We start from the raw sequence: 22,824 nt of genomic DNA on the forward strand, positions 1-22,824 counted from the left end.
CCCACGGTTGACCTGGGCGGCCAACCGACCGACCGGCCCCGCGCGCCGCCCGGACCGTCAGGCCGGCGGGTCCGCGACCAGGACGACGTCGAGGCGGCGGGGGCCGTGGACGCCTTCCACCCGGTCGAGTTCGATGTCGCTGGTGGCGGAGGGCCCGGAGATCCAGGTCTGCGGGCGGGCGGGGTCGAGCCGGGGGAGGGCGCGGGGCAGGGAGGCGACGACCTGCTCGGCGCGGACCACGCAGACGTGGTGGTCCGGGACGAGGGTGAGGATGCGCCGGCCCTGGCCGGGGCCGGCGTCCAGGACGATGGTGCCGGTCTCGGCGACGGCGAGGGTGCAGCCGGTCAGTGCGCTGTCGATGCGGTCCAGCACTTCGGCCGTGAGCGCCGACCCGTCGGTCCCGTCGGTTCTGTCGGTGTGCAGGCGCACGTCGCCGACGGCCGACAGCCAGCCGGCGGGCAGGTCGGCGGGGACGGCCAGCGAGCGGGTGCCGTGTTCGCGCAGCAGGCGGCCGATCACCTCGGGGAGCTCGCGGGTGGTGGCGCGGTGGACGTGGGCCCGGTAGTCGGCCAGGTTCTCGGCCAGCGCGGCGAGCAGGGTCGGACGGTCCTCGGGCAGGTGCGCCGGGAGGTACGGGCGGCGCAGCGGCGGGTCCTCCGCGGCGGGGGAGTCGGCGCCCGCGGGGACGTCGGCGAGGGCGGTGCGGATGCGGGCGAGGACCCGTGCGCGGGAGTCGTTCGTCACGGGGTGTTCTCCTGTCCTCGGTTCTGTGTCCACCAGTCGCGGAAGGACCGTTCGGGCAGCTCCGGCAGGTCGCGGGTGTCGCTCCAGGCCTTGGCCGGGCCGGGCAGCGGCAGCCGGCGGGGCTGGAGGCGGCGGGTGCGGGCGGCCGCGCGCAGCGCCGTGCGGTAGGCCGCCGGGTGGTCGAGCAGCCAGGTCGCGGCCCGTACGGCGGCCCGCTCGGCGCGGTGGGCCCGGCGGCCGGCCCCGTGCTCGGCGACCTGTTCGCGCAGGTGGACCAGTACCTCGGGGATGTCGATGGCGACCGGGCAGACCTCGTAGCAGGCCCCGCAGAGGGTGGAGGCGTACGGCAGTGAGGCGTCCACCTCGCTGGTCAGGCCGCGCAGTTGGGGCGTGAGGATGGCGCCGATCGGCCCCGGGTAGGGGGAGCCGTAGGCGTGGCCGCCGGCCCGCTCGTACACCGGGCAGACGTTGAGGCAGGCGGAGCAGCGGATGCAGCGCAGCGCCTGCCGGCCGATCTCGTCGGCGAGGGCGACGGTGCGGCCGTTGTCGAGCAGGACGAGGTGGAAGTCGCGCGGCCCGTCGCCGTCCGTGGTGCCGGTCCAGATCGAGGTGTACGGGTTCATCCGCTCGGCGGTGGAGGAGCGGGGCAGCAGTTGGAGGAAGACCTCCAGGTCCTGCCAGGTGGGGATCACCTTCTCGATGCCGACGACGGAGATCAGCGTCTCGGGCAGGGTCAGGCACATCCGCCCGTTGCCCTCGGACTCCACCACCACCAGGCTGCCGGTCTCCGCGACGATGAAGTTGGCGCCGGAGACGGAGACCTTCGCGCGCAGGAACTTCTCGCGCAGGTGCAGCCGGGCGGCCTCGGCCAGTTCGGCGGGCGAGTCGGTCAGGCCCTCGGGCGCGGGCCGGCCCCAACGGCCCATCGCCTCCCGGAAGATGTCGCGGATCTCGCCGCGGTTGCGGTGGATCGCGGGGACCAGGATGTGCGAGGGCAGGTCGTCGCCCAACTGCACGATCAGCTCGGCCAGGTCGGTCTCGTACGCGGTGATGCCCTCGGCGGCCAGCGCCTCGTTCAGGCCGATCTCCTGGGTCGCCATCGACTTGACCTTGACCACCTCGCGCTCGCCGGTGGCCTTGACCAGCTCGGCGACGAGCCGGTTGGCCTCGGCCGCGTCCGCCGCCCAGTGGACGGTGCCGCCGGCGGCGGTGACGGCGGCCTCCGCCTGCAGCAGGTAGTGGTCGAGCCGGTGCAGCGTACGGTCCTTGATCTCCTTGCCGGCCTGGCGCAGTTGTGCCCAGTCGGCGAGTTCGGTGACCGCCCTGGCGCGCTTGTCGCGGATGGTGTGGGTGGCGTGGGTGAGGTTGGCGCGCAGCTGCGCGTTGCGGGTCGAGACGGCGGCGGCCTTCGGGAAGGCGGGCATGCCGAGGTAGGTGCCGGTCATGCCAGGGGCTCCGTCTCGGTGGAGGCGAGGATCTCGGCGAGGTGGACGGTGCGCAGCGGCGCGTCCTGGCGGCGCAGGGTGCCGCCGAGGTGCATCAGGCAGGAGTTGTCGGCGCCGCAGAGCACGTCGGCGCCGGTGCCGAGGGCGTTGCGGATCTTGTCCGCGCCCATCGCGGCGGACACGGCCGGGTTCTTGACCGCGAAGGTGCCGCCGAAGCCGCAGCACTCCTCGGCGCCCGGCAGCTCCACCAGCGTGAGCCCGCGGACCGCTCGCAGCAGCCGTAGCGGCCGGTCGCCCAGGCCGAGCATCCGCAGGCCGTGGCAGGAGGGGTGGTAGGTGACGGTGTGCGGGTAGTACGCGCCGACATCGGTGACGCCGAGCACGTCGACCAGGAACTCGGTCAGCTCGTACACCCGGCCGGGCAGCGACTCGGCCTCGGGCAGGCCGAGCTTGGGGTAGTTGTCCCGGATCATCGCCGCGCAGGAGCCGGACGGGGTGACGACGTGGTCGTAGCCGGCGAAGGCGGCGGCGGTCCGGCGGGCCAAGGGCGCGGTCTCGCGGCGGTAGCCGGTGTTGAACTGGGGCTGCCCGCAACAGGTCTGGGCCTGCGGGAAGTCGACCTCGACACCGAGCCGTTCCAGCAGCCGCACCACCGCCCGGCCGGTGTCCGGGTACACGGCGTCGTTGACGCACGTGACGAAGAGTGCGATCCGCACGGCGGCTCTCCCTTCCACACAGGGTCGTAGCTTGGTCTGACCATACGGTGGTCACCGCGCTCTGCGGGCGTCTTCACTCGGACAGGGGCTTGTGTGCCGAAGCGGTTGGCCGTGAAATGGTGCGGTTACCAGCTGTGATCGATCCGGCACTCTGCGAGGGCGTTGATGATCCCATGGGCGCCCCCGGGCAGGTGCACCCACCTGGACGGCCGGACGGGCGAACGCGTCGTGCCGCATTCCAGCAAACCCGACGTTCATGCGGGCGAGCAGCTGACACGGGGCAAGACGCGCCAGTTCGGCACGGGCTCCGCCGGGCTGATCGTCCGCAAGACCGGGGGCCAGGGCCGGTACGTCCTCACCTGCGGCCACGTCCTCGGCAAGTCACCGCCGGACGGTACGTCGGCGGAGTTCAACCTGGTGTACTCGCCCGAGTTGAGCAAATGCTGTGGCTACGAGTGCAGCAACCCGATCGGGAGCGTCGTGCCCGGGACGCTGCCGAAAGTCAAGAGCGATTCCATCCAGAACATGATCAAGATCGGCCAGGTCAACTTCGCCGTGGACGCCGCGCTCGTCGAGCTGGACCCCAAGACCGAGGCGACGAACGATGTGCCGAAGATCGGGAGGATCTCCCGTGTGCGCGACCTCATCTCCGAGTGGTCACTCTCCAGCGCCCAACCGACCGCGGGGGACCTGCCGCCGGAACGCCAGATCGCGGTGCGGAAGTACGGCGCGAAGACCGGCCTCACCACGGGCAAGATCATGGCGCTGCGGGAGGTGCCGATCAAGGAGGAGTCCGGCAACGGCCAGATCACCGGGCAGGCATGGCTGTTCGAGGTCCAGGTGGTGGCGTCGGCGGGCCAACAGTCGGTCCACGAGTACATGCTGGACATGGCGCGGCATCTGGCCGAGGACCCCACCAGCACCCCGAACAGCATCGCCGCGCGGTTCGCCGGTTCGGGACTGAGCGTCACGCCCGGGGGTTCCGCCGACAGTCCCACGCTCGTGGTCAAGGGCGCGCAGTTCTCCCAGCCGGGCGACTCGGGCGCACCGGTCGTCGACGGCGACGGCAAGGTCGTCGGCATCCTCACCAGCGGTGTCCGGCAGGACATCTTCGTGGTCGGGCAGCACGACGCCGTCGAAATCCTGACCGGCCAGTCCCACGTCCTCTTCCTCGACCCGGTGTTCAGGTTCCTGCAGGTGGAACTGCTGCCGCCCGCGCTGAGTTCCGCGGGCCGCCCCGTCGCGGTACCCGGCATGCCCATCACCCGTACCCGGCCCGTGGACTGGTCGGCCGTCAGGACCGCCTGGGCGGCGGTGGAGGGCAGCGAACTCGGCGCCCGGCTGGGAGCGCTGGTCCGCCGCCACATGCACGAGGTGCGCCACCTGGTGCACCACAACCGCCGGGTGATGGTGACCTGGCACCGCTGCAAGGGGCCCGCCTTCGTCAACATCGCCCTGAACACCGCCGACCAGCCGCGGTGGCCGCTGCCCGCCGAGGTCGACGGCGTCACTCCGCTCCAGGCGCTGCACGCGATGAGGGACGTGCTCCTCGCCGAGGGCAGCGCCTCCCTGCGCGCCGACATCGCCGAACACCAGGAGCGGGTGCTCGACCTCGCCGGACGCACCACGTCCATCCTCGACCTCCTCCTGGAACCGGCGCCGGCCACGCCCCCGGCGGCCGTACGCATCGTGAACTCGCGCGGGGTGCCCGGCGTGGCCGGCGCTCTGGTCCGCGACCCACGGGGCGTCACGTACCTCCTGGCAAGCCATCACGTCGTCTTCGGCGGCGGAGCGGAGGAGGGCGACCCGGTGTGGGCCCTGCCTTCCTCGGCCGACCTCGTCGACCCTGTCGACCGTGCCGAGCCGGCCCTGCTCGGCCGCGCCCGGCGCGGGCACCTGGGACTGGTGGAGTTCGCCGGGCGGGACTGCTTCGTGGACGGCGCGCTCATCGAACTGGACCCCGTCGCGGAGCAGCCCGCATGGTTGCGCGACACGCTCGCGGGCGCGTGGCCCACCGCGGCCGGGCGGGCTGAGCCCGGCACCGCGGTGCACAAGAGGGGCGCAGCCACCGGCCTGACGCAGGGCACCGTGCTCGATGTCGCCTACCCGGACCGGCCCTTCATCGACGGGCGCGAATGGACCGCCCCGGGTCAGCTGCTGGTCGCGTCCCGGGACCCGGGCCGGGCCTTCTCGGCGCCGGGCGACTCGGGCGCCCCGCTCCTGGACGACCGGGGGCACCTGCTCGGCCTGCTGTGGGGCGCCACTGCGGCTGGTGACGGCGTCGCCTGCCCGGCGGAGCCCCTGCTGCACCACCTCGGCGTCGATGCCGTGGGGGCGTTGCGAACCGGCGCCGCCGCCCAGGACGCACCGCGACCGGAGGAGTCCGTATGACGTCCGCGCCCCAGACCGCCGACGCGCCCTTCGTCATGGCCGGCGCCAGCATCGAGACCAACCACAACAAAGGCGAGGGCTCCCTCGGCTGCTTCGCGCAGGACAGCAGCGGCAGGACCGTCCTGCTGAGCTGCTCCCACGTCCTGTTCCCGGCCTTCCGGATCATCGACGACCTCACCGTCTACACACCGAAATTCAGCAGATGCTGTTCCAACGGCGTGCGGATCGGCACGCCCGTCTTCGACCGGACCGTCAAGGCCCAATCCACAGGCAACAACGAGTGGGTGGGCGGCTACCACGACGGCACGTGGACCGGCGGCTTCAACTGGATTCCGGCGGTGCAGGCCAGCGAGGTCGACTGTGCCATGGCGAGACTGAACCCCGGAGTGAAGTTCCACAACGCCTGGCAGGTCGACCTCGGCGGCTCGACGACCACCATCCCCCTCAAGGGAGCCGTCACCCAAGGGGACGGCATCGTCCCGGGGCCCCCACTGGGCACGCTGCCGAGCAGCCAGCAGTACGTCCGGACCTACAACGCCGTCAACGGCCGGCTGAGGTTCGGCACGATGGTCAGAAACCCGGACGCCACCGGCGCCAGTCCGCTCATCTTCACGAACACGATCTTCGATCCCAAGACCGACCACAAGGCAGGGATCAAGCCGAACGTGAACCAGTTCATGATCCTGCCCAGGCCGAGCCCCGTCCCCGGCCAGTCGCTGAACGACAGTTATCGCAACGGCGAGGAACTGGCCTTCGAGGAAGGCGACTCGGGCAGCATGGTGATCAACCAGGACAACATGATCATCGCCATGATCATCCGCGTCGCCCCGATCGACCTGTTCGTCAAGATCGACCGCAGCGCCATCGAGTTCGCCAGCATCGGAAACATCGCGATCGCCACCCCCATCGCCAAGGTGCTCAGCCACCTCAAGCTGTCGATCCCCGCGGCCGACCAGGGCTGGTCGGGCACCGTCCCCAGCGCCGGAAGTCCGTCCCCCGTCCTGCTGCGGGGGCCCGGGGCAGTTGCCGACCAGGCCCGGCGGCGCACCGCGGAGGACCTGCGGACGCACCTGCGCACCAGCGTGCTCGGCCGACTCCTGCTGGGCAAGATCCCGCAGCACCAGAAGGAGGTGCGGCGGCTGTTGACCTCCGTTCGCCAGGTGACCGCGACCTGGCACGCCCTGCAGGGGCCGGCCTTCTTTCACCACTGCGTGCGGGGCGCCGAGCTGCCCGGGCATCCGATCCCGGACCGCATCAACGGCGTCAGCCGTGCCCAACTGGCCGACGGAATACTGTCGTTGATCATCCAGCACGCCAGCCCGCCGCTGCGCCGGGACCTGGAACGCTACGGACGGCGGATCATCGACGCGCTGCTGTCGGTGGACACCCTGCACGACGTGCCCGGGGCACTCGCCGGCCGGCGGAGCGGGTCATGACGGGCCGGCGCGGCACGCTGGAGGCCCTGGCCGGCCAGCTCTGCACGCTGCTGTCCCCGCTGACCGGCCTGAGCCAGCAGGGCGCCCGGCAGTTCCTCGCCGAGGTCGGTCTGCCGCTGACCGACGCCCAGGCGGCGACGCTCGCTCCGACCCTGAGCACCACCACCGGCGCCGTCGGATTCCTGACCGAACTGCTCGACACCCTGCAAGCCGCGATCACCGCGGAACAGTGGGGCGACGTCCTGCGGCAGCTGGTGCAGATCGGCGGGCAGATCAACACGGTCGTCTCCGGATTCGACGGGCTCAGGACCGCGCTGGCCGCGCTGAACCTGCCGGGCGCCGACCAGATCCTCCCGAACCTGCCGGAACGACTGTTCAACCTGCTGCTCGTCAAACACCTCGGCGGTGACCAGGGCGTCGACGAACTCCTCGAATTCTCCGGTGTCCTGGTGCGCACGGACCACAACACCGGCCTGTTCGACCCGCAGAAGCCGTTCTTCACCGAGAACACCCTGCACCTGGAGCGCATCGGCGGGTGGCTGCAGAATCCGCCGGCGCAGCTGGGCGCCCTGTACGACTGGGGCACACCGGGCTTCGACGGCCTGAAGATCCTCACCGTGCTCGACCGGCTGGCCGCCCACGCCGGGCTGCCCTCACTCCTGGACACCACCACCACGCCCCCCACCCTCGACCTGGTGTTCGCGGTCCTCGCACCGCGCACCGACCTCCCGGCGCACGGCATCGCCCTCGCACTGCCGACGGGTCTGGCCAAGGGCACGCAGGAGCAGTCCGACGCGGCCTGGACGCTCACGGTGAGCCTGGACGCGGACGTGCCGGCCGGAACCACGCTCGTCCTGCGGCCCGGTTCGTCCAAGGTCGAGCCCCCGCCGGGGGCGACCGTCTCGGCGACGGCGGAGGTCGCCCACAGCTACCGCCGCACACCGGACGACCCGCTGCTGCTGCTGTCGCTCCCCGGCGGCAGCAGGGTGTCGGTCGAGCAGGTCGACTCCACCGTGCGCCTGCAGGCCCGGCCGGACGGCAGCCTCGACATCGGACTCGGCCTCCGGCTCCAGCGCGGCAAGGTCCTCATCACCCTCGGCGGCGACAGCGACGGCTTCCTCGCGACCCTGCTGAAGGACGTGCGCATCGAGAGCGGCTTCGAGCTGGGCGCCCGGTTCACGGTGGCCGACGGCCTGCGCTTCGAGGGCAGCGGCGGCCTGGAGGTGCAACTGGCCTCCCACGTCGGGCTTGGCCCCGTCGACCTCAGCGCGCTCACCCTGACCGTGGGCATCAAGGACAGCACCTTCGCCCTCGGCCTGACCGCCGACGTCAAGGGGAGCCTCGGCCCCGTCACGGCGGTCGTCCAGGGCCTGGGCACCGACATCCCCCTCGTCCTCGCCCCGCTGGGCAAGGGCAATCTCGGGCCGGTCGACGTCCGCCCGGACTTCCGGCCCCCGACCGGCGCCGGCCTCGCCCTCGACCTCCAGTTCGTCAGCGGCGGCGGCTTCCTGAGCTACGACCCGGCCCGCGGCGAGTACGCCGGGGCCCTGGCCCTGCGCCTGGCCGGATTCATCGACGTCAAGGCGATCGGACTCATCTCGACCCGGATGCCCGACGGAACCACGGGCTTCTCCCTGCTACTGGTGCTGACGGCCGAGTTCGGCGGGATCGGCCTGCAACTCGGATACGGGTTCACCCTGCTCGCGGTCGGCGGGCTGCTCGGCCTCAACCGGGCCATGAACCTGACCGCCCTGACGGAAGGCGTCCGCACCGGCGCCATCGAGTCGGTGATGTTCCCCAAGGACGTGGTGGCCAACGCGCCGCGCATCCTCAGCGACCTGCGCGCCTTCTTCCCCCCGCGCGAGGGGACGTTCCTGGTCGGTCCGATGGCGAAGATCGGCTGGGGCACCCCCACCCTGATCAGCGTCTCCCTCGGCGTCATCGTCGAGATCCCCGGGAACATCGCCATCCTCGGCGTCCTGCGGTGCGTCCTGCCCGCCGAGGAGCTGCCCCTGCTGGTCCTCCAGGTCGAGTTCGTCGGCGCGATCGAGTTCGACAAGCAACGGCTCTGGTTCTACGCCCAGTTGTTCGAGTCGCGGATCCTGATGATGACCATCGAGGGCGGGATGGGCCTGCTCGTCGGCTGGGGCGGGGGAGACCTCGTCCTGTCCGTCGGCGGCTTCCATCCGTCGTTCCGCCCGCCGCCGCTGCCCTTCCCGGTCCCGCCGCGGATCTCGGTCGACATCATCAACCAGCCCTTCGCCCGCATCCGGGTCAGCGGCTACTTCGCGGTCACCAGCAACACCGTGCAGTTCGGCGCCCAGGCCGAACTCGTCCTGGGCTTCGACGACTTCGGCCTCCAGGGACACCTGGCCTTCGACGCCCTGTTCCGGTTCTCCCCGTTCGCCTTCACCATCGCCATCGCCGCCGACTTCACCCTGAAGGCCTTCGGCGTCGGCGTCTTCGGCGTCCACCTCCAGCTCCAGCTGGAGGGCCCCGCGCCCTGGCGGGCCCACGGCCGCGGATCGATCTCGCTGCTCTTCTTCGAGATCTCCGCGAACTTCGACCTGACCTGGGGCGACAGCCACAACCCCACGCTGCCTCCGGTCGATGCCCTCGCCCTGCTCGGCGACGAGCTCGGCAAGGTGGAGGGCTGGCGGACCGAGCTGCCCACCGGCGGCACCCAGGCCCTGGTCAACCTGCGCACCCTGCCCGCCACGGACACCCTGGTCCTGCACCCGCTCGGCACGCTGTTCATCCGCCAGCGGGTGATCCCGCTGAACGTGCGCCTGGACCGGGTCGGCGCCCAGCGGCCGCTCGCCGGACACCGCTTCGCCGTCGCCCCGGCCCCGGACAGCGGCCTGGTGCAGGCCTCGCTCACCACCGAGCGGTTCGCCATGGCCCAGTTCCAGGACATGGACGACGCGGCGAAACTGAGCCGCCCCGCCTACGAGGACCAGGACGTCGGGCTGGAGCTGGCTCCCGTCCAGGGGGCGCTCGCCTCCGCCCGCGCCGCCCGGCGCAGCGCCCGGTACGAGATGATCGTGATCGACAGCAGGCGCCGCCCCGCAACCCTCAGGGCCGAAGGCCGGGCACGCATCCCGGACCCGCCCGCGCCGGCGGCGGCCAAGCGGCTGTACGCCGTCAGCCCGGCCGTGTTCCAGCAGCTGCTCGGCGGCAGCAGCACCGGCCGGTCCTCGCTCTCCCAGCACGAGGCGACCCTGCGCCGGCCGTTCGCCGACGACACCCTGCGGGTGACCGGGCCGCGCTACGTCGTCGCGTACCGGCGCAACAACCGGAGGGCGTTCTCCTCCGGCACACTCGCCTTCGCCGACGCCCCGGCCGGGTACCTCAGCCAGGCCGCCGCGGCCGACGCGCTCGCCGCGATGGAGGACGCCGACCCGCGCCGGCAGGGCACCCTGCACGTCATCCCCGAGTCGGAGACGGTGGGCACACCGGCCGCTTCCGGCGGATGGACGGGCGCGGCGAACCTCCCGGCAGCCCTCGCGGCCGACACGGCCACCGACACCGCCGTCCTGCTGACCACGGGCCGGGTCCTGCTGGCCGGCGGCACCGACGGGACCGGAGGCGCACGGACCGACAGCCTCCTGTTCGACCCGGTCACCGGCACCTGGACCCAGGCGGACCGGCTGCGCACCGGCCGCCGCCGGCACGGCCTGGTCAGGCTCGGCAGCGGCGCCGTCCTGGCCGTCGGCGGGCTCGGCGCGGACGGCACGGCCCTGAAGTCCGCCGAGACCTACGACCCCGTCGCCGGGACCTGGTCGACGCTCCCCGGGGCCATGAAGACCGCCCGGTACGGGCACTCCGTCACGCTCCTCGCCTCCCGGCACGTCCTCGTCGCGGGCGGCACCGGCACCCGCGGACAGGACCCCGTCGCCCTGGCCTCCGCCGAGCTGTTCGACCCCGCCACCGGCACCTGGAGCGCCGCCAGGCCGATGACGGACGCCCGCACGGGGCACCAGGCGGTGGCGCTGAAGAACGGCTCCGTCCTGGTCGTCGGAGGCACGGTGTCCACCGGCCGCGGCCCCGCGGCCCTCGCCTACTGCGAGCTGTACGACCCCGGCACCGACACCTGGACGCCCACCGGCAGTCTCACCACGGCACGCGCCGGCCACCAGGCGACCCTCCTGCCCGACGGCCGCGTCCTGGTCACCGGCGGTGACGCTGCCACCGGCCGTCCCCGCGGCAGGTACCGCGCCGGCAGCCTGGCCACCGCCGAACTCTACGACCCCACCACCGGTCAGTGGACCCCGGCCGCCGCGCTGCCCGGCGGGCGCAGCCGGCACCGGGCCGTGCTGCTGTCCACCGGCAAGGTCCTCGTCCTCGGAGGGACCGGCGCACCGGGCGACCACGCGGGGTACCGCAGCACGGTCGGCTACGACCCCGCCGCGGACACCTGGTCCCCGAGCGGCGGACTGGCCACCGGCCGCTGGGACTTCACCGCCCTGGTGCTCTCCGACGGACGGGTCATTGCCACCGGCGGCCGCGTCACGGCCGGCACGGCGGCACCCGCAGGCGTGGACGTCCTGACGGACACCGCCGAGATCTTCACCCCGTGAACGCATCGACAGGTATGCATCGACGACGAAGGGTTCCGCGCCCATGACCAGTACCCTCGTGGCGGCGGCCGGGAAGTGGACGGCAACCGGCGACCTGCCCGCAGGCGCCGGCTGGTACGGCCGGCACGACAACGCGATCGTGCTGACCGGCACCAAGGTCCTCGTCGTGGGCGGCTCCGACGGATCGGCCGCAGCCCTCGCCCGCGCCGCCGTCTACGACCACACCACCAAGGCCTGGACCGCCACCGGCAGCCTGCAGACACCCCGCCGGCTGCACAGCGCGACCCGGCTGTCCGACGGCAGGGTCCTGGTCGCCGGCGGCATCAGCGGAACCGCCCAGTTCCCGGCCCCCGGCCTGGCCGCGGCGGAGATCTACGACCCGACGACGGGCACCTGGACCAGCACCGGGAGCATGCGCACCGCGCGGTGGGGACACAGCGCCGTCCTCGTCGGCACCAAGGTCCTCGTCGCGGGCGGGACGACGATCCGGTCCGCCCAGTCGGTCAAGGCCCTGAACTCCGCCGAGCTGTTCGACCCGGCCACCGGCACCTGGACGGACGCGGCACCGATGACCGACGCCCGCAGCGGGCACCCGGCGGTCGTGCTGGCCAACGGCCGGGTGCTGGTCGTCGGCGGCACCCTGCCCACGGCCCGCGACGAGGACACCGCACTGGCGTACTGCGAACTCTTCGACCCCACCGCCGGCACCTGGAGCCCGACCGGCGCCCTCCTCGCCCCCCGCGCCGACCACCAGGCCACCGCGCTCTCCGCCGGAGCCGCGGTGCTCGTCACCGGCGGACGAGCGCCGGGCGGCCCCGGCGACGGCACCTTCGACCCGTTCAGCCGGGCCGGGGCGGAGCTGTACAGCCAGGACACCGGGACGTGGACGGCCGTACCGGACATGCCCGGCGGTCGCGCCCTGCACCGCGCCGTCCCCCTCGGCGCGACGCAGGTCCTGGTCGTGGGAGGCGGCGACGGCGGGGGAGACGACGTCGGCTTCGCGAGCGCGGCCCTCTTCGACGCCACGACCCGCAGCTGGAGCACGGCGGCAGGGCTCACCACCGGCCGGTTCGCCTTCGCCGCCGCACCCCTGACGGACAAACTGGTGCTGGTCGCCGGCGGCGTCGTACGCTCCGGCCAGGCCGCGGCCGGCCCCGACCCCCAGGAACTGACCGTCAAGGCGGAGTTCTTCGACCTGGCCGCGGCGGCCACCGCGTGACGGCCAACGGCTACACGTTCCTGCCCTGGCTCCGGTCGGGCATCGCCACCAGGATCACCACCGACCCGGGGACCGCCGTACGGGCGAGCGTCCCGGTCGCGCTGCGGGTCACCGCGGAGGACGGCGCCGGTGCGGGGCCGCTCAGCCGCGACGTGCAACGCACCGTGCAGATCTACGGCCCCGGCGACGTCATCGGCATCGATCCGCGCGCCGTCTCGCGCACCGAGCCGCGGTCCTGGATCACCAACATGGAACCCAACTACCTCGCCCACATCGAGTTCCAGGACGAGGACTTCCCCTGGCGCTACAGCCCCGCCGCCCCCGACGCCACCACCCGCCGGCTCAAGCCCTGGCTGGCACTGGTCGTGCTCGCGGCAGGGCCCGACTCCCGCTCCACCGACGGCGCCGAGTTCACCGACGGCAGGGCCGCCGGCCGGCCACTGCCGTACATCGCCGTGAGCAACCAGAGCGTGCTGCCGCCGCCCGAGCAGCTGGGCGCCTGGTCACACGTCCACGTCAACGGAGCGCTCGACTCACCCGTGGTCTCCGAGGACATGGGCAGCGTGCTGCCCGCACTCGCCCAGGTGCTGCGCAGCAACGCCGACCACGCGTGCGCCCGGCTGCTGTGCCCGCGTCGACTGAACCCGGACACCGCCTACCACGCCTTCCTCGTACCCGCCTTCGAGACCGGGCGCCTCGCCGGCCTCGGGCTGGACCCGGCCGCCGCGCCGGGCGCCCTCCACCCCAGCTGGGGGAAGGCGTACAACGGCCAGCAGGCCGTGGGACAACTGCCGTACTACCACCGCTGGTTCTTCTCCACCGGCAGTGCGGGCGACTTCGAGTACCTGGTCCGGCTGCTGGACCCGGTGCCCAAACTGGACCCCAGCGTCGGCCGACGGGACCTCGACGTGCACCGGCAGGCGGGGCCCGGACTGCCCGGCATCACCGTGCCCACGGCGCTCGCAGGCATCCTCAAGCTCGGTGGGGCGCTGCAGCAGCCGGAGCGTCCGAGCGACGACTACGACAACTGGGACGACCTCCAGCGGCTCGGATTCCACTACCCGCACCCGTTCCAGCAGGCTCTGGCCGGTCTGATCAACCTGGCCGACGACTACCTCACCCAGACTCCGGCCACCGCCCACCACAACCTGGCGACCACGCTCGCCGCCGCAAGCGTCGGCGCCGGCGACCCGGTGATCAGCCCGCCGCTGTACGGACGCTGGCACGCACCGGCCTCGCGCCTGCTGACCGAACGCGACGGCAGCCCCGTCGCCGACCAGCGCAACTGGGTGCACCGGCTCAACCTCGACCCGAGGTTCCGGGTGGCGGCCGGCCTCGGGGCCCAGGTGGTGCAGAAGCGGCAGGAGGAGTTCATGCAGGCCGCCTGGGCCCAGGTCGGCGAGGTGCTGGCCGCCAACGCGCGCATCCGGGCCGCGCAGCTGGCCCGCGAAGTGGGCACCGTCCTGCAGAACAAGCATCTGGAACCGCCGGCCGCGGCCCTGGCGCGGACCCCCGCGTCGGGGCGGGCGCTCACCCTGACCGCGCCGTCCCATTCCCGCGTCGTCACGACCACGCAGGACCCGGGGACGGCGAACGGACGGTCGGCGGGAAGCGCCGAACAGGTCGCCGTCGGCTTCCACCTGTCGGGGAGCAGGGTCGCCGCCGCCCCGGCGTCCGCGCCGATGCGCCGCCTCACCCGGCCCGGTTCACGGCTCATGCGCGGACTGAAGTTCACCGCGGACCAGCCGCCGGAGGCCCTGATCCCCAAGATGGACGCGGACACCGCAGGGGTCACGGCCGCACCCCCCAAGGTGCGACCGGCTTCCGTGATCACGCCCACCCGGCTCGACCAGGTGCTCCACCCGACTCCGGCCGCCACCGCCACGGCCCCGGCCCCGGCCACCGGGACCGACCCGGTCGACCAGCTGCCCACCAGCCACGACTTCGTCCTGACGCTCCCCGGGGACACCTTCGTCCCCTCTCCGGGCGGTGCGGACAGCGCCGAGGCGCAGTCCTTCAAGCAGGCGCTGCACGAGATCTACCAGGGTTACGCGGACGCCGCACTGGGCGGCCGCAGCGACGGACGCCGCCCCCTGGACGTCCCCGGCACCACGGCGGCGACGCTGGCCGGACTGCGACCGGACGGCACCGTGCCCCGGAGCCTGCTCAGCTCCCTGCGGCTGCCCGAGCGACTGGCACCCTTCGCCGAGCAGTTCCTCGAAGCCATGGCCTACCCGGTCCTGGACCTGCCCGTGTACCAGGCGCTGCTCGACCTGTCGGTGGACCTGTTCATGCCGAACATCAACCGCGTCCCGCCCAACTCGATCAGCCTGCTGGAGACGGACCAGGAGTTCATCGAGGCCTACCTGGTCGGGCTCAACCACGAGATGGCCTGTGAGCTGCTGTGGCGCGAATACCCCACCGACCAGCGGGGCACCCCCTTCCGCCAGTTCTGGGACGTCCGCTCGGTGCCCGCCCTGCCCGGCGAGAGCGCCGGGGAACGGCGCGAACGGCTGTACGACATCCCGCCGATCGCCACCTGGACCCGGCAGTCCAAGCTGGGCGGGCACAACAACCGCGAGAGCGTCCAGAAGAACGAGCTGGTGCTGGTCATCCGCGGCGAGCTGCTGAAGAAGTACCCCAACGCGGCGATCTACGCCCACCGGGCCGCCTGGCAGCTCACCGACGGACAGCCCGACCCCGACAAGGAACGCGTACCCGTCGACCTCGTCGACGAGGCGAACCCCTCGCACGACGAGATCCGGCTTCCGCTCTACGAGGCGAAGGTCGAGCCGGACATCTACCTGCTCGGCTTCGACCTCACGTCCCCGGAGGCCAAGGGAACGGAACCGCCGGGCAGCGCGGGCTGGTTCTTCGTCATCAAGGAACGACCGGGGGAGCCCCGGTTCGGCGCGGACGTCGAACCCGACGCGAACCCGCCCCGGGTCGAGGTCTGGAACGACCTCTCCTGGCCGGACATCGACCCCGCAAAGACCGGGTTCGTCAAGCTCGACGAGAACACCACACCCGTCGTCCTGCGCGAGTTCGACCAGCCGGAGGACGACGTCGAGAAACACGACCAGCACATCGAGGACCTGTCCCTGCCGCTGTGGCACGCGGGACTGAGCTCCGCCGACGTCGCCTACATCCTCTTCCGGGCACCGGTGCTGATGGCCGTCCACGCACAGGAGATGCTGCCGTGACCATCCCTCACTCGACCGCGGCCCTGCCGCTCAGCGACGACTTCCCGGTCCTGCTCGGACCGGTCCGCGTCGAGACCCGCTTCACCGCCGACGAACTGCTCGTGCGGATCTTCCCCGACGAATGGTCGGTGGAGTCGTTCGAGCCCCTTCCCAGCCAGGCGGAGATCGGCGCGGTCGACGCCTACTGGACCGCGCTGTGGCGAGCCGGGGGCAACGCGCCCGCCGAACAGTCCGCGTGGCAGGAGCTGACGGCGAGGGTGCCGGCGGGGCGGGCGAGCTGGCTGGTGCAGAACCGGCGCCCCGCCGACCCGACGGACCAGCCCTCCGGCGTGGACCCCGGCACCACCGTCCTCGTGGTCGTCACCCCGCAGGCCGTGGCAGCGGCCGACCGCCAGCCCACCGTCACGTACTGGACCGCCGTGTGGCAGGCCCACGGAGACCGGGCGAAACTCGCCGCGGCCGACGCGGCCCTGCTGGCGGCGGTGGGAGCCGCCCGAGCCGACGCCATCCGCAGGAGCCGACCGGTCGGGATCGACAGTGCGGCGACGGTGACCGGGAACAGCGTCCTGGTGGCGTTCCTCGTGCTTCCGCCGCCCGCTGCCACGGACGTGTCGTCGCGGTCCTGGACACAGGCACCCCGGGCCCGGCTGCTGCCCGACCGGTTCACCGTGACCGGGTACGTCGGCACCGCCCAGGTGTTCTCCGTCCCCGGTGCGCCCGTGCCCGCCGCGCTGGACGTCGGACCGGACCCCGGCTCCGCCGAGAAGCCCAAGGTCAACGAGCAGACCGGGGAGCTGTTCGTCCCCGCCGCGCTGCGCTGGCTGACCGAGTTCGACGCGGCGGTCGCGGTCGGCATGGCGGTGCGGGTGCCGCTGCAGGACAGCTTCCGAAGCGGCGTCGACCGGATCGTCGTCCTCGGCCTGCGGCAGAACAGCACCGCCGACCGGACGGCCGCCGACCTCGCCGACCTGCTCACCCGCCAGCTGCGCAGCCAGGCCGGCCTCACCCTGCTGCCGCAGGGCACCCCGACCAACAACAGCGAGGAGACACCCGCAGGACAGGACCAGCGCGCCGTGTCCGCCGCGGTGCTGCGGTCCGCGTCCGCCCCCACGGCCACGGCGGCGGCCGACGACTGGACGACCAGGACGGACGGCCAGTGGTTCGCCGACCTCCTCGGCATCGACCCCGCCACCATGACGGGGGTGGCGGGCGCCGACGGCACCGACCAGCGCGAGGCCCGGGCCGCGAACCTCGCGCTGTGGCCCGCCACCTGGGGTTCCTACCTGCAGACCATGCTGCACCCGACGGTCCCGGACGGGACCGTCAGCGACACCCGGGACTTCTTCGTCCGGTACGTCTCCGGACGCGGCCCGGTCCCCGCGGTCAGGATCGGACGTCAGCCGTACGGCATCCTGCCGACGACGGCCTTCTCCCGCCTCGCCTGGCCCGACACCGCCACCCGCCGGCGGGCCCTGGGGGCCCTGCTGTCGGCAGCCGCCGAGGACTGGAGGACCGCCGCCGGCCAGGTGACGTACCTGGGCAAGCCCACCCCGTCCGGGACGGCGCCGGCCGATCCGCACCAGCAGCTGCTGGACATCCTCGCCCTGCACCCCACCTCGGCCGAGTACCACCAGCGCTACGCACAGAGCGTCGAGGACATCTACAACCGCGAGAACTTCAGCAGCAACGGCCCGAAGGTGCTGCCGGCGCTGGAGGACCTGCTCGGCATGCCGCAGCCGATCCGCGCCCTGCTGCACCGGCTCGCCCCGCCAGGACAGCCCACCGTCGACCCGGCCATCATCCGCCGTCTGTTCACCGAGGAGCAGTACCCGCTGCTCGGCCCCCTCGTCGACGACCAACCGCTCTCGGAGAGCAGGAAGGTCCGGTCCTACCTCCCCGACGGACGCAACTACCTGCAGTGGCTCGCCGACAACGCGGCCCGCGACCTGGAGACCGTCCGTCTGGAGAAGGGCTTCACCGACGACCGTCCCCCGGCGGCCGTGCTCTACCTGCTCCTGCGGCACGCGGTGCTGCTCGGCTGGGAGCAGACCGCGCGCGCACTGGCCGCCGCGGCGGGCGAGACGGTATCGGCCGCGGACCCGCTGTTCATCCACATCCGCACCACCCAGCCGCCGCTGCCCAGCGAGAGCCGGTACCGGAAGCTCTACGCCCCCGACCCCGCCATCACCCACGACCCGTCGCGGCTCGTCGTCGACTTCATCCCGGACGTGCTGTCCACCCATCCCGCCGCCCGGCAACTCGCCGAGCAGATCGCCGCCCTCCGGCTGCTCGCCGACCTGCCCACCGCCCGGCTGGAACGCGTCCTGGCCGAGCACCTGGACTGCGCGACCTACCGCCTGGACGCCTGGCGGCTCGGCCTGGCCAACGAACGCCTGGCCGTCCTGCGCTACGGCGCCGACGGCACGTCCCCGGCCCGCCGCGGGCTGCACCTCGGCGCCTACGGATGGCTGGAGGACGTCAGGCCCGGCCCCGGAACACACACCCCCGTCCACCTGACGGGCAGCCTCGGGGCGCTGTTCACCCCGAGCGGTTCCCAGCCGCTGCTGAAGGACCCCGGGAACGGCGGCTACATCCACGCCCCGTCGCCCGCCCAGGCCACCACCGCGGCCGTCCTGAGGGCCGGATACCTCGCCAACGGCTCCCGCGAGAACCCCGGCAGCTTCGCCGTCAACCTCAGCTCCGACCGCGTCCGGACCGCCCTCACCCTGCTGGACGGACTCCGGCAGGGCCAGTCGCTGGGCGCCATGCTGGGCTACCGGTTCGAACGCGGCCTGCACGAGGGGCACCCCGGGGTCGAACTGGACAAGTTCCTGCCGGCGCTGCGCGGGGCGTTCCCGCTGCGCTCCGGAAAGCTCTCCAACGCCGCACCGGGCACCCCGGTCGAACTGGTCGAGGCCCGCAACGTCGTCGACGGACTGGCACTCGTCCGCAAGGCGACCCGGGAACCCGCCCACCCCGAATACCCCTTCGGCGTCGCCGACCTGCCCACCGCGACCGACGCCGAGCAGAAGGCGATGAACGCGGAAGTGCAGCACCTGCTCGCCCTCCATGACGCGCTGTCCGACCTCGCCGTCGCCGAAGCCACCCACCAGACCCTGCGCGGGAACCCCGAACGGGCGTCGGCGACCCTCGACGCGTACGCCAAGGAGGGCTTCCCGCCCGATCCGGACGTGGTCCGCACCCCCCGCAGCGGGGTCACGCTCACCCACCGGCTGGGCCTGATGTTCACCCCCGGCCTGGGCCCCGGGTTCGGCGCGGCGGCGAACCCCGGCAGCGGTCCACGAGCCCAGGGAGAGCCGGCGGTCAACGCCTGGCTGCCCACGCTGCTGCCGCCCCCGGCGAACGTGGCCACCACCGTGGAGTGGCAGGACCCGGTCACCGGGGCCCCTCGGAGCCGGGTGGTCACCCAGGCCGATCTCCAGCTCCAACCCCTCGACATGCTGTGGGGCGTACCGTCGGACGACGCGACGCTCACCGACCTGGACGACCGGATCGTCGCCTTCGTCGTCGCCCAGGAGAAACCGCGGCCCGACACGAAACTGACGATCAGTCACACCCTGAGGATTCACGACAAGCTGACCTTCTTCGAGACGCTGCCCCTCGTCCGCGCGCTGCGCTCGCTCCTGATCCGCTCACGTCCGCTGCGACCGACGGACCTGGTCCCGGGCGGCAGCGGCCAGCCGGTCGACCGGACCATGGACGACGCCGTCACCGTGGACCGCCGCCGGCCGGCGGCGGTCCGCACCTCCCTCGACCGACTGCGCCAGGACACCGCCGCCTACCTCGCCTCGCTGACCCCCCTCCTCCCCGACCCGCCCGCCCAGCCCGACCGGGCCGCCCTCGTCACCGGCATCGACACCTTCCTGGCCGGCTACGCCGACCTGGCCCGGACGGCAGGAGGCTTCGGCATGGCGCGCAGCGGCTGGGGCGAGGCGGCCCTGTGGCGCGGAGCCGTCTTCGGCGACGTGCTGACGGCCGTCGCCGCCACCGCCGACCGGATGGCCGCATCGCTCTCGGCCGCCGACGCCCTGATCGCCGCCTACGACCGGCTTCCCTCCTCGGCCACGGCGGACGATCGGTTCCGGCTGCTCCAACAGGCGGAATGGCGGCTCACCACCAAACCCACCAGCCCCCGCCCGGCCCAGCCCGCGCAGCTGCGCACGATCGTCGGCTCGGAGCGCTCGGCCTTCAACACGCGTCTGCTGGCCCTGCGCGCCATCGCCAGAACCGCGGACACCACGCTCAGCGCGCTGCTCGCGGACGTGGCCGCGCTCCTGCCGCTGAGCACCTTCGACCCGGCCGGGCTCGACCTGACCCCCTTCCGGGACCGGGTCGTCGCCTTCGCCCGGGACCTGCTCGATCGGGCCCGCTCCCTGCTCACCGAGGTGACCGGCCGGCTCGCCGCCGCCGACAAGGCCCTGGCCGCGTACGACCAGGCCCTGACCGCCGCCGACCAGGTGCAGGCCGCGACCGACGCGCTGCAGGCGATGCTCGGCCCCGACTTCCTCGTCGTGCCCGAATTCACCGTGCCGGACCAGCTCCAGACGGACTGGAAGAAGGCCCGTATCGACAAGGACCAGCTGCTGAGCCATCTGGTCCACGACTTCCACCGCGACTTCCCGGTCGACGACTGGGTGCACGGCATCGCCCGCGTGCGCGAGAAGCCACGGCTGTGGGAACAGGCCGTCCTCGTCGCCGACGCCCTGCGCGGTCCGGGCGGCCTGCTCGGCGACCTCCCCGGATGGGAGGAGCCGGAGCTGGTGCCCGTCCAACTGCCGTACCGCCCGAACGACCACTGGCTGGGCATGGAGTTCGCGGCGGGCACCGAGATCAAGGAGGACCGGGTGCTCTTCACGGCGCACTACGCTCCCGAGCCGATGCTGGGCGTCAACCGGCACTGCGGGCTCCTGCTCGACGAATGGACGGAAGTCGTCCCCGCACGGCAGGAGACCACCGGGATTGCGTTCCACTACAACGGCCCGGACGCGGAGCCGCCGCAGGCCATGCTCCTCGTCGTCCCGCCGCAGCAGACCGGCAACTGGAGCGCCGACGACCTGCTCCACGCCGTCGGCGAAACGCTCGATCTGGCGAAGATCCGCGCCGTCGAGCCCGCGCACCTGGACACCACCCCCTACGCCCAACTCCTGCCCGCGACGGTGATGTCGGCGACCCGGCGCCCGATCACCATCAGCACCGATCTCGCAACCGCCAACCTGCGAGGAAAAGCCGATGCCTGAGCCGACCCGTATCGAGGACCTCCGTGCCGCGCTCGACCAGCGGCTGTTCCCCACCGTGGGACTCTGGAACCGGCTGGAGGGCCGCCCGCGCACCACGTCGTTCGAGCGTGCGCTGCGTGCCGAGGTCCGCGACCCGCTCTGGATGCTCACCCGCCAGTGGCAGCTCGGCGAGTTCCGGGGCACCGACGCGGGTTCGCCCGTCACCGCGACCTACTCGGTGGCCACCTCCGTGCCCTCCAGGTTCCGGCCGGGATCCGGTGCGGCCGGAACCCTGCCGACCGAAGCCCTGCCGGCCGACAGGCCGCTGGAGGCGGTGGCCGAGCGACGGGCCCTGCCGTTCGCGTTCGGCCCGGATCCGGTCTCCTACGACCTGCGGCTGATCATCGGACGGCGGTGGCTGAAGCTCCTCGGCCCGCAACTCGGCCTGAAGCACCTGCGCCCGACGTTCATCGAAAAGTACCGGATCGCCCTGCCCGAGCCGGCCGTGGACGCCGACACCCCGCGCACGGCCGACCAGCAGGTCTGGTCCACCCTGCAGGCGTTCGCCGACCGCCGGATGGACGGGTACGCGCTCTACCGGCACATCAAGGCGGACAACGGCAAGGCCTCGGACGGCATCTCCGTCTCGGGGCCGGCGCGTGCGCAGCTCGACGGCCTGGGTGCCCGTCTCGTCGCCTGGTTCGACGACCTGTTCGACCAGCCCGGCGGGGACGCGACCTGGGACGCCACCCGGCTCGAACACCGGTTCTCGATCGCTGCCGCCCCGACCGGTACCGAGAAGGTCCTGACCGCACAGGAGTTCCCCGGAGGCCACCTGGACTGGCACGCGTTCTCCGTCGACCCGGGCACCCCGCTCGGCGGGACCACTCCGCCTCCCGCGCCCATCAACCGGACCGTGTTCCCGGCACCGGTGCGGTACTCGGGCATGCCCCTGCCCCGTTGGTGGGCGGTGGAGGACGGACGCACCAACTTCGCCGGGGTCCGACCGGACAGCACCGACCTGGCGAAGCTCGTCTTCCTCGAATTCGCGCTCGTCTACAGCAACGACTGGTACCAGCTGCCCTGTGATCTTCCGGCCGGAGTGCTCGCGTCGATCCAGGGACTCGCGGTCACCGACGTGTTCGGGCAGCGGCAGTGGATCAGCCCGGCGGGGTCCGGCCAGGACGAGGACTGGCAGCGCTGGTCGATGTACACCCTGGACACGATCGGCACCGCCGACGTCCCCGCCGACCTGAGCTTCTTCCTCCCCCCGACCGTGCCGAAGGTGGCCGAGGGCGCGCCGCTGGAGGAGATCGCGCTGATCCGCGACGAGAACGCCAACATGGTCTGGGGCGTGGAGAAGACCGTCCCGCTGCCCACCGGCGAGGGCCGACGGGGCAGCGAGGTGGTGGCGGAGATCCTCGCGCACCGCCGGCGCTTCGTGCCCACCCCGGCACCCGACGCTCCCCGCGCGCCGATCGCGTACCAGGCGATGAGCGTCGTCCCGGAGAACTGGGTGCCCTTCGTCGCGGTCCACGTCCCCGACAGTGACCGGGCCATCCGGTTGCAGCGCGCCGCCATGCTCAGCGTGATCGACGGCAAACCGGTACGGCCGCACACGAGCCTGCTCAGGGAGGGCATCGACGCCGGAAACCCCTACTTCGTCAACGAGGAGGAAGTGCCTCCGACCGGAACCACCCTCGCCCTCGCCTACCGTCGCACCCGCTGGTACAACGGGCGCGTCTCCGTCTGGCTCGGCGCCCAGCGCGGTGTCGGCCGGGGCGAGGGCTCCAGCGGGCTGGTCTTCGACACCCTGGTCGACACCGCCCACCCCTGAGACGTCGGTCGGCGTC

At 72.7% G+C, this 22,824-nt stretch carries 10 protein-coding genes; 7 read left to right on the top strand and 3 right to left on the bottom strand.

Annotation, left to right across the window (positions count from 1 at the left end; translation table 11 throughout):
• Positions 1 to 57: 57 nt before the first annotated feature.
• Genes CRP52_RS34320 through CRP52_RS34330 form a run of 3 tightly spaced genes read right to left on the bottom strand, consistent with a single transcriptional unit; the run spans position 58 to position 2,905 of the window.
• Entirely contained in the window at positions 58 to 744 is a 687-nt protein-coding gene (locus CRP52_RS34320; RefSeq protein ID WP_097240745.1) for a LutC/YkgG family protein, read from the bottom strand.
• Positions 741 to 2,189: a LutB/LldF family L-lactate oxidation iron-sulfur protein gene (locus tag CRP52_RS34325; RefSeq protein WP_097240746.1), complete on the bottom strand. Its 1,449-nt coding sequence runs from the start codon at positions 2,187 to 2,189 to the stop codon at positions 741 to 743. Before CRP52_RS34325 ends, CRP52_RS34320 begins: the two co-directional genes overlap by 4 nt.
• Positions 2,186 to 2,905, bottom strand: a complete 720-nt coding sequence (locus CRP52_RS34330; RefSeq protein ID WP_097240747.1) for a (Fe-S)-binding protein — start codon at positions 2,903 to 2,905, stop codon at positions 2,186 to 2,188. Before CRP52_RS34330 ends, CRP52_RS34325 begins: the two co-directional genes overlap by 4 nt.
• A 228-nt stretch (positions 2,906 to 3,133) precedes the next feature.
• On the opposite strand from CRP52_RS34330, the gene CRP52_RS34335 reads away from it, so the two are divergent.
• From CRP52_RS34335 to CRP52_RS34365, 7 genes are read left to right on the top strand one after another with little or no spacing between them, the layout of a single operon-like run.
• A complete protein-coding gene (locus CRP52_RS34335; RefSeq protein WP_097240748.1) occupies positions 3,134 to 5,296 on the top strand; it encodes a hypothetical protein in 2,163 nt (720 codons plus the stop codon).
• Positions 5,293 to 6,732 (top strand): hypothetical protein, encoded by a 1,440-nt coding sequence (locus CRP52_RS34340; protein ID WP_097240749.1) that lies wholly within the window; start codon positions 5,293 to 5,295, stop codon positions 6,730 to 6,732. Before CRP52_RS34335 ends, CRP52_RS34340 begins: the two co-directional genes overlap by 4 nt.
• A complete protein-coding gene (locus CRP52_RS40115) occupies positions 6,729 to 11,312 on the top strand; it encodes a DUF6603 domain-containing protein (RefSeq protein ID WP_257033193.1) in 4,584 nt (1,527 codons plus the stop codon). The genes CRP52_RS34340 and CRP52_RS40115 overlap by 4 nt, the downstream gene beginning before the upstream one ends.
• Positions 11,313 to 11,355: 43 nt before the next feature.
• Entirely contained in the window at positions 11,356 to 12,531 is a 1,176-nt protein-coding gene (locus tag CRP52_RS34350) for a Kelch repeat-containing protein (RefSeq protein ID WP_097240750.1), read from the top strand.
• Positions 12,528 to 15,734 (top strand): hypothetical protein, encoded by a 3,207-nt coding sequence (locus tag CRP52_RS34355; protein WP_097240751.1) that lies wholly within the window; start codon positions 12,528 to 12,530, stop codon positions 15,732 to 15,734. Before CRP52_RS34350 ends, CRP52_RS34355 begins: the two co-directional genes overlap by 4 nt.
• Positions 15,731 to 20,992: a hypothetical protein gene (locus CRP52_RS38730; protein ID WP_257033194.1), complete on the top strand. Its 5,262-nt coding sequence runs from the start codon at positions 15,731 to 15,733 to the stop codon at positions 20,990 to 20,992. The genes CRP52_RS34355 and CRP52_RS38730 overlap by 4 nt, the downstream gene beginning before the upstream one ends.
• Positions 20,985 to 22,808: a hypothetical protein gene (locus CRP52_RS34365; protein ID WP_097240752.1), complete on the top strand. Its 1,824-nt coding sequence runs from the start codon at positions 20,985 to 20,987 to the stop codon at positions 22,806 to 22,808. Before CRP52_RS38730 ends, CRP52_RS34365 begins: the two co-directional genes overlap by 8 nt.
• Positions 22,809 to 22,824: the final 16 nt, after the last annotated feature.

This window comes from Streptomyces sp. 1331.2, assembly GCF_900199205.1.
In the GTDB taxonomy this organism is placed as follows: domain Bacteria; phylum Actinomycetota; class Actinomycetes; order Streptomycetales; family Streptomycetaceae; genus Kitasatospora.

Coding starts and splice junctions, on each gene's coding strand:
- CRP52_RS34325 (WP_097240746.1), bottom strand. CDS start 2,189: ATGACCGGCACCTACCTCGGCATGCCCGCCTTCCCGAAGGCCGCCGCC.
- CRP52_RS34340 (WP_097240749.1), top strand. CDS start 5,293: ATGACGTCCGCGCCCCAGACCGCCGACGCGCCCTTCGTCATGGCCGGC.
- CRP52_RS40115 (WP_257033193.1), top strand. CDS start 6,729: ATGACGGGCCGGCGCGGCACGCTGGAGGCCCTGGCCGGCCAGCTCTGC.
- CRP52_RS34350 (WP_097240750.1), top strand. CDS start 11,356: ATGACCAGTACCCTCGTGGCGGCGGCCGGGAAGTGGACGGCAACCGGC.
- CRP52_RS34365 (WP_097240752.1), top strand. CDS start 20,985: ATGCCTGAGCCGACCCGTATCGAGGACCTCCGTGCCGCGCTCGACCAG.